Genomic DNA, 14,572 nt, shown 5'->3' with positions numbered 1-14,572 from the left:
TCAGGATGGAGTAACCCTGATAAAGCAATGGACATGCCAATGTTAAAATCATTAATTATCAATAAGTTAATAAAATCATGATTTTATTATTTTCATCATTAAGTGAGATTTTCATCACTGCGACGAAAATTCGTCGTCCTTACACTCGGATTAGACGAGACATAAAAGGGAATCATCATGAAGTCACCGGAGTCTGAGCTCAGCCAGGCGCTGAATATTTTTTCCCGCTTTTTCGATTTGATCCACCAGCCGCTGGCGGTGATTAACACGCGCGGAGAATACGTTTATTACAACCAGGAAAGCGCCGAGCTGGATGGCTACAGCATTGAGCAGGCGCTGGGCAGACATATGCTGGACGTCTACCCGGCGATGAAAGAGACGCAAAGTACGATGTTGTCCTCGCTAAAAACTGGCGTGGAGTACATCGGGCACTACCAGATTTACTACAATGCTCGCGGCCAGGCCGTCGATTATCAACACACCACCGCCCCGCTCTACTCGGCTAACGGTGAAGTGATGGGCGCCATTGAGATTGGCCGCAATATGTCTGGCGTCCGACGTTTGCAGGAACAGGTGGTGGAGCTTAACCGCCTGCTCTATACCGCCGATCGTGAAACCCGGCCTGCAATTGTCACCGAAAGCCCGCTGATGCTCGACTGTATTGAAAAAGGGAAACGGCTGGCAGCAAGCCAGGTGCCGGTGATGATTGTCGGCGAAACGGGCACCGGCAAGGAGCTGTTTGCCAAACTTATCCATCAGTACAGCCGCCGGGCCGAAAAGCCCTTTATCGCCCTGAACTGTGGCGCGCTTCCCGCCACCCTTATCGAGAGCACGCTTTTTGGTACCGTGCGCGGTGCCTATACCGGGGCGGAAAACAGCCAGGGGTATCTGGAGCTCGCCAACGGCGGAACCCTGTTTCTTGATGAAATGAATGCGATGCCGGCAGAAATGCAGAGCAAGCTGCTGAGATTTTTACAGGATAAAACCTACTGGAAGCTCGGCGGGCAACAGCAGCAGCGCTCTGACGTGCGTATCATCGCGGCCATGAACGAAGCGCCGACGGCGTTGATTGCTCAGGGAAAGCTGAGAACCGACCTGTTCTATCGCCTGTGCGTGGGCATGCTGTTGCTGCCGCCGCTAAGCAAACGCACGGAAGACATCCCGCTGCTGGCGAACTACTTCATCGACAAACACCGCGATGACGCACTGCAGGACATTCAGGGGCTGAGCGAAAACGCCAGAATTGAAATCATGACCCACAGCTGGCCGGGTAACGTCAGGATGCTGGAGAACGCCATCGTCCGCAGTATGGTGATGCAGGAGGAAGATGGCCCGCTGCGGAAGATTATTTTCGAGGAAGAGGGACAGGAATTGCGCACCATTGCAGCACCGCTTGCCGCTTCTCCCCTTGAGGATACGCCGGAAATGGTGGGCTCACTGGAACAGCGAGTGCAACAGTTTGAAAAAGGAGTGATCGAGACAGCGCTGAATCATGCCGGAGGCAACATTGCCGCAGCGGCACGCAGTCTGAACGTTTCGCGGACTACCTTGCAGTACAAAGTACAGAAATACGCGATTCGCTTTGGCGTGGTCAGCTACTGAGCCCACCCTGCGGTGAGCTCAGTGACGGGACTTAACCTTCGTTGTGCATCTCTAAGTTTTCGACTTCGGTTTGCAGCTGAACCGCTTTCGCGTCGTCGTTACGCAGGGAATCGAGATAATCAAGATACTGCTGGTCAACGTCTTTCGTGACGTATACGCCGTTAAAGACCGAGCACTCGAACTGCTGAATATCCGGGTTCTCTGCGCGTACCGCGTCAATCAAATCGTCCAGATCCTGGAAAATCAGACCGTCAGCGCCAATGATCTGGCGGATCTCGTCAACTTCACGGCCATGGGCAATCAGCTCATTCGCCGTCGGCATATCGATGCCGTAAACGTTAGGGAAGCGAATTTCCGGCGCCGCAGAGGCCAGATACACCTTCTTCGCCCCGGCTTCGCGCGCCATTTCGATAATCTGTTCAGAGGTCGTGCCACGAACGATGGAATCGTCCACCAGCAGCACATTCTTACCACGGAATTCAGCGCGGTTGGCGTTCAGCTTGCGGCGCACCGATTTACGGCGCAGATGCTGGCCCGGCATGATGAAGGTGCGGCCAACGTAGCGGTTTTTAACGAACCCCTGACGGTACGGCTTATCGAGGATACGGGCGATTTCCAACGCGATATCACAAGAGGTTTCCGGGATCGGAATGACCACGTCGATATCCAGATCTTCCCACTCGCGGGCAATTTTCTCGCCAAGCTTAGTGCCCATATTCACGCGGGCGCTGTAGACGGAAATCTTGTCGATGAAGGAATCCGGACGCGCGAAATAGACGTATTCGAACAGACACGGGTTGCTGACCGGGTTTTCCGCACACTGGCGGGTAAACAGCTGGCCTTTCTCGGTGATATACACCGCTTCGCCCGGCGCGACATCACGCAGGAATTCAAAGCCCAGCGTATCCAGCGCCACGCTTTCGGAGGCCACCATATACTCGGTGCGGCCATCGCCGATATCGCGTTTGCCGAGCACCAGCGGGCGAATACCGTTCGGATCGCGGAAGGCAACCATACCGTGACCGATAATCATCGCCACGCAGGCATATGCGCCGCGGATCTGGCGGTTCGTCGCGGCGATCGCGGCGAAGATGTTATCGGCTTCCAGCGGGTAATGACGGAAATTATCCAGCTCGCTGGCAAAGATGTTAAGCAGGATTTCGGAATCGGAGGTGGTGTTGATGTGGCGGCGTTTTTCTTCAAACAGCTTTTGACGCAGCTCATGGGCATTCGTCAGGTTGCCATTGTGGGCCAACGTAATGCCGTACGGCGAGTTAACGTAAAAAGGCTGCGCTTCAGAAGCGCTGGAACTGCCCGCCGTTGGGTAACGAACGTGGCCAATCCCCATATTTCCCTGCATACGCTGCATGTGGCGCGCTTCGAACACATCGCTCACCAGTCCGTTAGCTTTACGCAAACGGAAGCAGTTATTCGCATCAATGGTGATGATGCCCGCGGCATCCTGCCCACGATGCTGAAGCACCGTTAACGCGTCATAAATCGACTGGTTTACCGGCATAACACCGGCGATACCGACAATACCGCACATACGTCTTTTCCTCGTTAAGCTACATCCCAACGCTTATGCTTTGGGCAAGAAACTTGACGAGCTCTGCAGATAGTCAAAAAACCACCTGATAACGAAACTGAACTGCGGGATAAGCTCTGACTTTTGCCAGTCTTCACTTTTTGCCATACCGGTAAAGCTATCAAGAAAGAACAGAATAGCCGAGACGATCAGTACGCCGCGCAGGGCGCCAAAACAGATCCCCAACACTCTGTCTGTTCCTGACAGACCGGTTTTCTCCACCAACGCGCCGATCACATAGTTAACGATAGCGCCGACGATAAGCGTTGCGATAAACAATATCGCGATAGCAATCCCATTTCGAACCAGTTCGTCTTCAAAGCCCGTGAACCAGACAGCCAGGTAAGTGTAGTAATGACTGGCGACAAAGAAGGCGCATCCCCATGTCACCAGCGATAACGCTTCACGAACAAAGCCGCGGATAAGGCTAACCAAACAGGAAAAACCAATTACCGCAATAATGGCGTAATCAATCCAGACCATATACATCCCACGATTTTACGCCCTGTCGTCCGGTTCGGGGCGCATTCTAACAGAAAAAGAAAACGTTTGCGTAGGGATTTCCGTGCCCTACAAAAATAAAAATGGCGCTGAAAAAACATTCAACGCCATACTGCCTCACGCCTCTGCAGGGCGTATCCGACAAGGGGTTTCGCAGGCTAATCCGCCATTTATCTCACCCCATCACTGCTGATACGCCCCAATAATTCGCGTCGCCGGAAAACCGACATACCTACAACCTGAAGTATAAGGGGCGAGGATCAATTCGGACTGTACCCCATCACCACACCGCTCAAACCTGAGATCTGCTGCAGTTCGCCGAGTTGTCCTTTCAGCTTATCTTTCGACGCATCCGGCCCCACCAGAATACGGGTAATTTTACCCTGAACCGGCGTGGATGGCGATGTCCAGGCTTTAAAACCGGATGAACGTAGCTTACCGACGATCTCGTTGACTTTATCGGCGTTTTTCAATGCGCCTAACTGCACCACATAGGCTTTGCCGGTCGGCGCCGGAATAGCGGCCTGCTGCTGTTGTTGCGGCGGCTGTGGTTGCGGTTTCGCCGGAGGCGGAGTCTGCGCTACCTGCTGCGGCTGCGGTTTTTCTATCGGCTTAGGTTGCGGTTTCGGTTGCGGCTTCGCCGTGACCGTCGGCTCCTGAACCTCATCGAAACTGTTGTTGTTCACCGGAATACGTGATGGATCCAGCGACGGCGCCGCCGCATCCCCCGCTCTCACTTCTTCCGCGGCTCCTTCCGGCGGCTGCGAAGGCAGCGCCTGAGTCGCCGCTGGCAGCATATCCGGCTCATCACGATCGCCTGGCTTCGGCACCAATGGGATCGCCGCAAACTCATCCTGATAATGTTTTTTCTGACCATCGAGCAGCCCGGGGAGAATAATCACCCCCAGCGCCACCAGTACGATTGTCCCGACTAAACGGTTCTGAAACTTACTCGCCACCGATTCTCCCCGCGTCTATCTCTTCCATTACATGCGCTACCGTGTGGAAGGAACCACACACCAGCACCGTATCTTCGGCTTTGGCATCCGCCATGGCGGCGTGCCACGCCCGGGCAACGCTGTCATAGCTTGTCCCGGCGCGCAGATGCGCAATCAACTGCTCAGCCGTCGCGCCGCGCGGCCCTTCCAGCGGCGCACAGTACCACGCGTCGACTTCTTCCGCCAGATTCGCCAGCGTTCCAGCGATATCCTTATCATGCAGCATACCAATAACCGCCAGTACGCGCCCCGTTTTCGCTAAGGTTTTGAGACGCCCGGCGAGATAAGCCGCTGCGTGCGGGTTATGCGCGACATCGAGGATCACTCGCGGCGTCTCGCTGATAATCTGAAAACGCCCCGGCAACATGGCGTGACGAATACCATCGCGGATCGCCTGTTCGGCGATATCGAGCCCACTGGCGCGCAGCGCCGCCAGCGCCGTCGCCGCATTCGGCAGCGGAACTTGCGGCAGCGGCAGTTCGTTTAATGCCCCCTGCCCGTCGCTAAAACTCCACGACTGTTCTGCCACGCTATAGCGCCAGTCAACGTCGCGGCGCAGCAACATCGCGCCTTTCTCGCTTGCGACGGCGGCGATGGTCTGCGGCATATCAGGCTCCCCGACAACCGCCGGTTTGCCGGTACGGAAAATACCCGCTTTTTCACGGCCAATGCTTTCACGGTCCGCTCCCAGCCAATCGGTATGATCCAGCGCGATGCTGGTTACCGCCGCCACGTCGGCATCGACGATATTGGTGGCGTCGAGGCGACCCCCCAGCCCGACTTCCAGAATGACCACATCCAGTTGCGCCTGTTTAAACAGCCACAGCGCGGACAAGGTGCCAAACTCAAAATAGCTCAGCGAAATATCGCCGCGCGCCGTTTCTATCTCAGCGAATGAGGCCGTATGCGCCGCTTCCGGCAGCTCGGCGCCCTGTACGCGCACGCGTTCGGTATAACGCACCAGGTGCGGCGAACTATAGACACCGACCTTATAACCCGCCGCCATCAGCACCGATTCCAGCGTCCGGCAGGTAGTGCCCTTGCCGTTGGTGCCCGCGACCGTAAAGACAAACGGCGCTGGCTTTAACACCGCCATCCGCCCGGCGACTTCGCTCACGCGCGCCAATCCGAGATCGATCGCTTTACTGTGCAGATGCTCCAGATAAGAAAGCCACGTAGCCAGGGGCGACGTGGCCTGAGGAATAGAATCTTTTTCCATGATGTCCGCGAGAGTTAACGGTAAAAATACATATATACCCTAAATGAAAAAGGGCAGCGCCTGGTTGGCCCTGCCCTCTGCATTATCAGGCCTCTGGTTCCTGATCCGGTACCGGCGGTACCACCTCACCTTCGTGAGGCGCTTCAGCCTCCGGAGAAGGGAGATTCATCAGTTTCGCCAGGATGCTGGCTAATTTCAGACGCATTTCAGGGCGGCGAATAATCATATCGATCGCCCCTTTCTCAATAAGGAACTCACTACGCTGGAATCCCGGCGGCAGCTTCTCGCGCACGGTCTGCTCGATAACGCGAGGACCGGCGAAGCCAATCAGCGCTTTCGGCTCAGCGATATTGAGGTCGCCCAGCATGGCGAAGCTCGCGGAGACGCCGCCCATGGTTGGGTCGGTCAGCACGGAGATATACGGTAAGCCACGTTCCTGCATTTTCGCCAGCGCCGCAGAGGTCTTCGCCATCTGCATCAGCGACATCAGCGCTTCCTGCATACGCGCGCCGCCGGAGGCGGAGAAGCAGATAAACGGACAGTTGTCTTCCAGCGCCTGCTCAACCGCACGAACGAAACGCGCGCCGACGACGGAACCCATCGACCCGCCCATAAAGGAGAATTCAAACGCCGCCGCAACGACAGGCATGTCGTGCAGGGTGCCTTTCATCACCACCAGCGCGTCTTTCTCGCCGGTCTCTTTCTGTGCGGAGGCCAGACGGTCTTTATACTTTTTCGAATCGCGGAACTTCAGCACATCCTTTGGCTCGAGCTCGCTTCCCAGTTCCACAAGAGAACCTTCGTCCAGCAGGCTATGCAGGCGGTTGCGCGCCGACATACGCATGTGGTGATCGCACTTAGGGCAAACCTCCAGGTTGCGCTCCAGCTCTGCGCGGTACAGTACCTGACCGCAGCTGTCGCACTTGGTCCATACACCCTCAGGAATACTTGCCTTACGGGTGGGGGTTATATTGCTTTTAATTCGTTCAATCCAGCTCATTGATAACCTTTCTACCTGAACCTGGTCGATGCCAGTTTTGTCGCAAGGGGCGCATAATGCCACTTTTGCCCCTTACAGACCATGAATGTGACACATTAAATCATAACATCCCGTAACATGGGATAAAAAAGTGGTCGAACCGCTCACACTTTGCGCGCCGGACGCCACATTGACGCCCGGCAAACATGCCGCCGAGGGCTTATTTAGCCTGTTTTGCCGCCGCACGACGGTGGCGGATCACTTCGATGACGCCTGGCAGCACAGACAGGACGATAATCGCCACGATCAGCAGCTTCAGGTTTTCCTGAACAATCGGTAAATCACCGAACAGATACCCGGCGTAGGTGAACAGCAGCACCCACAGCAGCGCGCCAACCACGTTGTACGCTGCAAAATGACGATAGGACATATGGCCCATTCCCGCCACAAACGGCGCGAAGGTTCTGACGATCGGTACAAAACGGGCCAGGATAATGGTCTTGCCGCCGTGACGTTCATAGAAGGTGTGGGTTTTGTCGAGATAGCTGCGACGGAAAATCTTCGAGTTCGGATTACTGAACAGCTTCTCGCCAAACACTCTACCGATGGTGTAGTTCAGAGCATCGCCGACAATTGCAGCAATGGCCATCAACGTGACCATCAGGTGTACGTTGAGATCGTTAGTCGGCAGCGCGGAGAGCGCACCGGCAACGAACAGCAGAGAATCTCCGGGCAGGAACGGCGTCACCACCAGGCCGGTTTCACAGAACAGAATCAGGAACAGAATGGCATAAACCCAGACGCCGTACTGCGCGACCAGCTCCGCAAGGTGCACATCAATATGCAGGATGAAATCAATCAAAAAATGAATCAGGTCCATATTTATCTTAGCCTTTAGTGACAACCGCCCCCAGACGCGAGAGCGCTGATATTAGTCCGCCAAAAACAGCGGGCCCATCGGCATCACCGGCAGGTCGAAATGGGCCGGATAATCCACCGACACCAGGTACAATCCTTCCGCTTTTGCCGTCGCGGCAGCCAGAGTCCGATCCTTAGCCGCCAGCAGTTCTGCAATCCAGCTCTCTGGCTGGTTTCCGGCGCCTACTTCCATCAGGCTGCCAACGATGTTCCTTACCATATGATGAACAAAAGCATTCGCTTTGATATCCACCACCACATAAGCCCCATGGCGAGTCACGTGAATGTGCATCACGTTGCGCCACGGCGTGCGCGACTGACATTGCACCGCGCGAAACGAGGTGAAGTCATTCTCGCCAATCAAACACTGAGCGGCGCGATCCATCCGCTCAGCATCCAGAGGATGGTAATAGTGCGTCACCCCCTGGCTTAACACCGCCGGTCGCAGGCGGTGATTATAGATAACGTAGCGATAGCGGCGAGCTGTCGCGCTGAAGCGGGCGTGAAAATCGTCCGCTACATGCTTCACCCAACGCACGGCGATGTCACCAGGCAAATTCGCATTTACGCCCAGCGTCCAGGCAGCGTCTTTGCGCTGAGCGCGAGTTTCAAAGTGCACCACCTGGCCGGTACCGTGAACGCCGGCATCGGTACGCCCGGCGCAGAACACGTGCACCGGTTCGGCAGCCACCTGCGACAACGCCTTTTCCAGCTTTTCCTGCACGCTGCGTACTTCGTTCTGCCGCTGCCAGCCGTAATACTTGCTGCCGTCGTACTCGATGCCCAACGCGATTTTATAAACCGGCTGTTGCTCTACCTCAGACATCAGTACAGATACTCCTGGACCAGCTTCTCCGCGATCTTCACCGCCATCAACGCACCGCCGAAGCGGACGTTATCGGCGACCGACCAGAACTGAATCTGTTCCGGCATCCCGTAATCGTTGTGTACGCAGCCGATGGACAGCCGCGCGTTGCCGGAAGCATCGCCGACCTGGGTCGGAAACTCGCCTTCTTCAGAAAGCTCGATATCCTCAACGCGGGTAAAGGCATCCCGCGCCTCTTCCGCCGCCAGCGGACGCAGCGCTTCAAAGTTCACCATCTGCGCATGGCCGTAGAATACCGGCGACTGTACGACGCTTGCCGAAATCATCAGACCGTCATCCTGCAGAATTTTGCGCGCTTCATCGACAATACGTCGTTCTTCACGCACGCTACCTTCGCGATCCGGCAGGATCGGCAGCATGTTAAAGGCCAGTTGGCGACCAAAGAAATCGTCTTCATCGATCGGAATACCGTTCAGCAGTTTGGCGCTCTGCCCTGCCAATGCATCTACCGCTTTTTTACCGTGCGCCGAGGCGGAAAGCAGGCTGGTGACGGTAATACGTGACAGGCCGCCATCATCAATCAGCGGTTTCAGCGCCGTCAGCAGCTGGCTGGTCAGGCTATTCGGCACCGCAATCACGTTGCGGTTACGGTAATCGCCCAACACAAACGGGTTAACGTCCGGCACCACCAGCGGCACGTCCGGCTCCAGCGCGAACAGACCGCTGAGATCGATAACCAGACAACCGGAGTTGGCCGCCTCTTCGACATATGTCGCGCTGGCTTCAGCGCCTGCGGCGAAGAAAGCCAGTTGAGCCTGAGTCCAGTCAAATTCTGCGGCGTCCTGCACGATGACTGATTTGCCACCAAAACGCAGATGCTCGCCCGCGCTTTCATTGCGCGCCAGCGCATAAATTTCGCCTACCGGAAACTGGCGTTCAGCAAGGGTTTCAAGCAGAGCTTCGCCTACGGCGCCGGTTGCGCCCAGTACGGCAATATTCCAGCCTTCAGACATGGTGGTGTACTCCAGAAAAAAGCGACCCTGCCGGATTATCCAACAGGGTCATTAAGAAGATATTAACGAACAGAATGATGTACGGCATTAAAACCGAGCTGACGCAGCAGCGTCGCCGCTTTTTCGTCGCTGCACTGCACGTACAGCGAAGACCATTCGCGGCGTTCCTGATAATTTTTGCGCAGCTTGTCGAATTCACCGGCAATGCTGGCCACTTTGCGCAGCGGTGCATCATCGCGGCGCACATCATACACCAAATGGACCAGCCTTTTCAGCGTAGCCTGATCGAGCGGACCATGCAGGGTAATGCGGCCAAATTCCGGCGCGGGCAGTAATGTATCCAGCGCTACCTGCTGCGGATGACCGATGAACGCGCTGTAGGCTTCGAAAACCTGAGTGGTGCCGCGGGCTTTGCCTTCTAAGGTATAACCGGCGATATGCGACGTGCCGATATCGACACGCGCCAGCAAATCAGTATTCAGATCCGGTTCAGGTTCCCAAACATCAAGCACTACGCTCAGTTTCTGCCCGGCCTGCAGACGCCTGAGCAGCGCCGCGTTATCCACCACTGGCCCGCGACAGGCGTTGATCAGGATTGTCCCCGGCTGCAGACGGCTAATCAGCGCTTCATCGGCCAGATGCAGCGTTTTATACTGTCCGTCTTTAAACAGCGGCGTATGGAAGGTCAAAATATCCGCTTGCTGCACTACCTCATCCAGCGTGCGGAAATCGCCTTCATCGCCACGATCGGCGCGCGGCGGATCGCAAAGCAGAGTCTTAATCCCCAGCGCCTCCAGCCGTTTTTGCAAGCGTCCACCGACGTTACCGACGCCGACAATACCGACGGTGCGGTCAGCCAGCGCGAATCCATCGCGTTCGGCAAGCATCAGCAGCGCCGAGAAAACATACTCTACCACCGCGATCGCATTACAGCCTGGCGCGGCGGAAAATCCAATCCCCGCTTGCTGCAGCCAGGTCTGGTCAACATGATCGGTGCCCGCGGTAGCGGTGCCGACAAATTTAATCGTCTTATCGGAGAGTAGCGCTTCATTCACCTTAGTGACGGAACGCACCATCAGCGCGTCGGCATCGGTTAACGCTTCCTGCGGAATGGGACGACCAGGGACGGCCTGCACATCTCCCAAACGGCTAAAAAGTTCACGCGCATAGGGCATATTTTCATCAACGAGGATTTTCACGGTTCAGTACCTGTCTGAGAACGAGAGTAAACCGGGGAAGTGTGCCATAATCTGGCCGCCAGGAACATCATCGCCCGGCTTCAGTACAGCATTACGGCAAGGATTAATCATGACACCACCCATTTCAGGTATGTCCGATCGCCCTCCGGGGACAGGCCCATCCGGCGCATCCGCCGTGGGTCCAAACGCGCTCACCATGCAGCAACGCACCGTTCTGGAGCGGCTGATTACACGACTGGTGACCCTGACATCGCAGCAAAATGCCGAAGTGTGGGCCTGCGTGAAGCACGACTTGGGTCTGAAAGGCGACACGCCTCTGCTGGCGAGCCATTTCACCGCCGCTGAAAGCAATTTGAATCAGCGCTTGAGCGTCGCGCAGCAAAACCACCACCACCGGCAAATTCTCGCCCAGCTCAGCGAACTGTTGACCCAGGGTAATAACCGCCAGGCGGTCAGCGATTATATCCGTCAGAATTATGGCCAAACCGTGCTGCACGCTCTCACGCAGGCGCAGTTGGAAAACGTACTGCACCTGCTGCAAAACGGCCAGTTGGCGATCCCGCAGCCACAGCAGCGTACGCCGACGTTGCGCCCTCTGCTGCCAGCGGAACATAACACCCTGAATCAGTTGGTCACCAAACTGGCCGCCGCGACCGGGGAGTCCAGCAAGCTTATCTGGCAATCGATGCTTGAGCTATGCGGTGTGAAATCCGGTGAACTCATCCCCGCCACTCATTTCACCCCGCTTTCTTACTGGCTGCAGGCGCGACAAACGCTGAGCACGCAGACGGCGCCGACAATGAATTCACTGCAGGCGGCGCTTAAGCAACCGCTGGAGGCGCAGGAGTGGCAGAAAATCGCCGATTTTGCACAAAATAGCTGGCACGTGACGCCAACGACGACCTTAACCAGCCCGCAGGTATTAACGCTGTTAAATAAAGTCTTTGCGCTGCGCGTAGCCCGCGCTCAGGCAACGCTGCTGATTTCCCCGGTTGAACCAACGCCCGTTTCTCAGGCGGTATATAGCAAAAAAGCGTGGGCAATCGCGATCGCGATTCTGGTGGCGATTATCCTGCTGTGGCTGGTACTGTAAGCCTTATGCAATAACGGCGGCCAGATAGCCGCCGTTATGCGTTTATTTACGCAGCGTCAACAACGTGACCACAATGCCCAATACCGCGCAAATCGCGCCGGCAAGGAAAACGGAAGCGTAGCCGAGCGATGTAGCCAGCAGGCCGGTCAGCGGGCCAGTGACGCCGTAGGAGATATCCTGAAATGCGGCATAGCCGCCAAGTGCGGTGCCGCGTACCTGAGCCGGAACCCGTTTTACCACCTCGACGCCCAGCGCCGGAAAGATTAACGAGCAGCCGCACCCGGTCAGCGCGGCGCCCGCCAGCGCCACCCAGGCTCCCGGCGCTTGCCACAGCATCATCAGGCCGATAGCTTCAATCAACAACGACACCATCGCCACTTTTATCCCGCCGAAGCGATCCGGCATCCAGCCGAACAGAATACGCATCAGGACAAAAGCGCCGCCAAACGCGGTCAGCGTAAAACCAGCCATCGCCCAGCCGTGGCTGGCGAAATAGAGCGATACGAAAGTGCCGATCACCGCGAAGCCAACGCCCTGCAAGCCGAGGCCAATTCCCGGACGCCAGATCATGCCGATGACGCTCCAGAGCGAAGGTCGCTCGCCGCCATGAGCCGGAACTTTACGTACCGTGCCGTTAATCGCCCACGCCAGCAGCGGCAACGCCATTGTGACGCAGGCCAGTGCCGCCACGCCGAAGCGGCTGTAAATTAGCAGCCCCAGCGGTGCGCCGACAGCCAGCGCGCCGTACATCGCCATGCCGTTCCACGACATCACTTTGCCGGAGCGCAGCGGGCCCACCAGGCCTAACCCCCAGCTTAAGTTGCCGGTCAGGAGCTGGCTTTCGCCAAAGCCGAGTATTAAGCGCCCCAAAACCAACAGGCCAAATTTTGCTATCACCGACACCGGCAGTAGCGCCGCCGCCAACCAGGCACCGCCGGCCAACGCGCAGGCCAGCATGCCTTGTAGCACAGAACGTTTCGCGCCGTACTGATCGGCCAACCGCCCGGCATAACCACGGGTTAGTACCGTGGCGAGAAACTGGATACCGACGGCCACGCCGACCATGGTGTTGCCAAAGCCAAGATCGTGGTGCACAAACAACGGAATAACCGGTAACGGCAGCCCCACGGTCATGTAGGTCAGAAAAACTGCAAAGGTAATACGAAAGAGCGAGAAATTCGCTGTCGAAGTGTTTGTCGTTTCAGTCGCTGCGGACATGTTTTACTCCAGTTCGCAGGGCAAGGCGAGGAGATGATAATGATTCGCGGCAGTGTGCCTGCTCTCGCCGGACCCTGTCAAGAAGCCAAAAAAAAGGGGAGCCTCAGGCTCCCCTTTTTCAATCGCTGCTGATTACGCGTTGTATTTACGCATCACCAGAGTTGCATTGGTGCCGCCAAACCCGAAGCTGTTGGACATGACGGTCGTCAGCTGAGCATCGGTCGGTTTGGTCACGATATTCAGGCCGGCAGCCTGCTCGTCCATTTCTTCGATGTTGATGCTCGGGGCGATAAAGCCGTGTTCCAGCATCAGCAGTGAGTAGATAGCTTCCTGCACGCCAGCAGCGCCCAGAGAGTGACCGGTCATCGCTTTGGTTGCAGAAATTGCCGGGCTGTTGTCGCCGAACACTTCCTGAATTGCGCCGAGTTCTTTCACGTCGCCTACCGGGGTAGAAGTTCCGTGAGAGTTCAGGTAGTCGATTGGGGTATCAACGCCGTGCATCGCCATCTGCATGCAGCGCACTGCGCCTTCACCGGACGGAGCAACCATGTCCGCGCCGTCAGAAGTTGCGCCGTAACCGACGATTTCCGCATAGATATGCGCGCCGCGCGCCAGAGCGTGTTCCAGCTCTTCAACCACAACCATACCGCCGCCGCCTGCGATGATGAAACCATCACGGTGTGCGTCATAGGTACGGGACGCTTTTTCTGGGGTGTCGTTGTATTTGGTGGACAGTGCGCCCATCGCATCGAACTCACAGGCCATTTCCCAGCCCAGCTCTTCGCCGCCGCCAGCAAAAACGATGTCCTGTTTGCCCAGCTGGATCTGCTCTACCGCGTTACCGATGCAGTGTGCGGAGGTCGCACATGCGGAGCTGATGGAGTAGTTCACACCGTGAATTTTGAACGGCGTTGCGAGGCACGCGGAAACCGCAGAACCCATCGCTTTGGTCACAACGTATGGACCAACCGCTTTCAGGCCACGCGGGCTACGCATTGCGTCAGCACCGAATACCTGAGCTTTAGAAGAACCACCGGAGCCGGCAATCAGGCCTACGCGCGGGTTGTTCTGATAATCTTCTGCTTTCAGGCCAGAGTCTTCAACCGCCTGCTGCATGGAGAGATAAGCGTAGATAGAGGCATCGTTCATGAAACGGACCACTTTGCGGTCGATAAGACCGGTGGTGTCCAGTTTGACGTTACCCCATACGTGGCTACGCATACCAGAATCTTTGAACTCTTGAGAGAAAGTGATCCCCGAGCGTCCTTCACGCAGGGATGCCAGGACTTCCTGCTGGTTGCTACCGATGCTGGAAACGATACCCAGGCCAGTAATCACTGCACGTTTCATTCAATACCTCTGTAAGTCATCACTATTTTAAAGTTTCGAGTCGCAAGATAGCGTACACTTGTACGCCG

General features: G+C 56.4%; 13 protein-coding genes. 2 read left to right on the top strand and 11 right to left on the bottom strand.

What is annotated here, in order from left to right:
* Window positions 1-177: 177 nt before the first annotated feature.
* Window positions 178-1,602: a sigma 54-interacting transcriptional regulator gene (locus PYR66_06930; protein WEF29437.1), complete on the top strand. Its 1,425-nt coding sequence runs from the start codon at window positions 178-180 to the stop codon at window positions 1,600-1,602.
* Window positions 1,603-1,633: 31 nt separating this feature from the next.
* Here PYR66_06930 and purF read toward each other — a convergent pair whose 3' ends face one another.
* The 9 genes from purF to pdxB all read right to left on the bottom strand — a co-directional run bounded on the left by purF (window position 1,634) and on the right by pdxB (window position 10,843).
* Entirely contained in the window at window positions 1,634-3,151 is a 1,518-nt protein-coding gene (gene purF, locus PYR66_06925; GenBank protein WEF29436.1) for an amidophosphoribosyltransferase, read from the bottom strand.
* A 33-nt stretch (window positions 3,152-3,184) separates the two neighbouring features.
* Complete coding sequence (gene cvpA / locus PYR66_06920) at window positions 3,185-3,673, bottom strand: colicin V production protein (GenBank protein WEF29435.1); 489 nt, start codon at window positions 3,671-3,673, stop codon at window positions 3,185-3,187.
* A gap of 278 nt (window positions 3,674-3,951) precedes the next feature.
* On the bottom strand, window positions 3,952-4,650 hold the full coding sequence (gene dedD / locus PYR66_06915; protein ID WEF29434.1) for a cell division protein DedD: 699 nt from the start codon (window positions 4,648-4,650) through the stop codon (window positions 3,952-3,954).
* Complete coding sequence (gene folC, locus PYR66_06910) at window positions 4,640-5,908, bottom strand: bifunctional tetrahydrofolate synthase/dihydrofolate synthase (GenBank protein WEF29433.1); 1,269 nt, start codon at window positions 5,906-5,908, stop codon at window positions 4,640-4,642. The genes dedD and folC overlap by 11 nt, the downstream gene beginning before the upstream one ends.
* A gap of 85 nt (window positions 5,909-5,993) precedes the next feature.
* Window positions 5,994-6,908, bottom strand: coding sequence for an acetyl-CoA carboxylase, carboxyltransferase subunit beta (gene accD, locus PYR66_06905; protein ID WEF30375.1), 915 nt, complete (start codon window positions 6,906-6,908; stop codon window positions 5,994-5,996).
* A gap of 199 nt (window positions 6,909-7,107) precedes the next feature.
* On the bottom strand, window positions 7,108-7,767 hold the full coding sequence (locus tag PYR66_06900; GenBank protein WEF29432.1) for a DedA family protein: 660 nt from the start codon (window positions 7,765-7,767) through the stop codon (window positions 7,108-7,110).
* 51 nt (window positions 7,768-7,818) lie between these two features.
* A complete protein-coding gene (truA, locus tag PYR66_06895; GenBank protein ID WEF29431.1) occupies window positions 7,819-8,631 on the bottom strand; it encodes a tRNA pseudouridine(38-40) synthase TruA in 813 nt (270 codons plus the stop codon).
* Window positions 8,631-9,644, bottom strand: a complete 1,014-nt coding sequence (locus PYR66_06890) for an aspartate-semialdehyde dehydrogenase (GenBank protein ID WEF29430.1) — start codon at window positions 9,642-9,644, stop codon at window positions 8,631-8,633. Before PYR66_06890 ends, truA begins: the two co-directional genes overlap by 1 nt.
* A 62-nt stretch (window positions 9,645-9,706) precedes the next feature.
* Window positions 9,707-10,843, bottom strand: a complete 1,137-nt coding sequence (pdxB, locus tag PYR66_06885; protein ID WEF29429.1) for a 4-phosphoerythronate dehydrogenase PdxB — start codon at window positions 10,841-10,843, stop codon at window positions 9,707-9,709.
* Window positions 10,844-10,952: 109 nt separating this feature from the next.
* On the opposite strand from pdxB, the gene flk reads away from it, so the two are divergent.
* Window positions 10,953-11,936, top strand: coding sequence for a flagella biosynthesis regulator Flk (gene flk / locus PYR66_06880; GenBank protein ID WEF29428.1), 984 nt, complete (start codon window positions 10,953-10,955; stop codon window positions 11,934-11,936).
* Window positions 11,937-11,978: 42 nt separating this feature from the next.
* On the opposite strand, the gene PYR66_06875 is transcribed toward flk, so the two are convergent.
* Entirely contained in the window at window positions 11,979-13,154 is a 1,176-nt protein-coding gene (locus PYR66_06875) for an MFS transporter (GenBank protein ID WEF29427.1), read from the bottom strand.
* Between the two features lie 132 nt (window positions 13,155-13,286).
* Complete coding sequence (gene fabB / locus PYR66_06870; protein WEF29426.1) at window positions 13,287-14,504, bottom strand: beta-ketoacyl-ACP synthase I; 1,218 nt, start codon at window positions 14,502-14,504, stop codon at window positions 13,287-13,289.
* Window positions 14,505-14,572: the final 68 nt, after the last annotated feature.

Origin of the sequence: Klebsiella aerogenes (assembly GCA_029027985.1) — a bacterium.
Taxonomy (GTDB): domain Bacteria; phylum Pseudomonadota; class Gammaproteobacteria; order Enterobacterales; family Enterobacteriaceae; genus Klebsiella; species Klebsiella aerogenes_A.
The sequence above is the reverse complement of the archived record's forward strand: the minus strand, read 5'-3'. Positions and strand labels throughout refer to the sequence as shown.

Coding starts and splice junctions, on each gene's coding strand:
- flk (WEF29428.1), top strand. CDS start 10,953: ATGACACCACCCATTTCAGGTATGTCCGATCGCCCTCCGGGGACAGGC.
- accD (WEF30375.1), bottom strand. CDS start 6,908: ATGAGCTGGATTGAACGAATTAAAAGCAATATAACCCCCACCCGTAAG.
- PYR66_06875 (WEF29427.1), bottom strand. CDS start 13,154: ATGTCCGCAGCGACTGAAACGACAAACACTTCGACAGCGAATTTCTCG.
- cvpA (WEF29435.1), bottom strand. CDS start 3,673: ATGGTCTGGATTGATTACGCCATTATTGCGGTAATTGGTTTTTCCTGT.
- truA (WEF29431.1), bottom strand. CDS start 8,631: ATGTCTGAGGTAGAGCAACAGCCGGTTTATAAAATCGCGTTGGGCATC.
- PYR66_06900 (WEF29432.1), bottom strand. CDS start 7,767: ATGGACCTGATTCATTTTTTGATTGATTTCATCCTGCATATTGATGTG.
- purF (WEF29436.1), bottom strand. CDS start 3,151: ATGTGCGGTATTGTCGGTATCGCCGGTGTTATGCCGGTAAACCAGTCG.
- PYR66_06930 (WEF29437.1), top strand. CDS start 178: ATGAAGTCACCGGAGTCTGAGCTCAGCCAGGCGCTGAATATTTTTTCC.
- fabB (WEF29426.1), bottom strand. CDS start 14,504: ATGAAACGTGCAGTGATTACTGGCCTGGGTATCGTTTCCAGCATCGGT.
- PYR66_06890 (WEF29430.1), bottom strand. CDS start 9,644: ATGTCTGAAGGCTGGAATATTGCCGTACTGGGCGCAACCGGCGCCGTA.
- folC (WEF29433.1), bottom strand. CDS start 5,908: ATGGAAAAAGATTCTATTCCTCAGGCCACGTCGCCCCTGGCTACGTGG.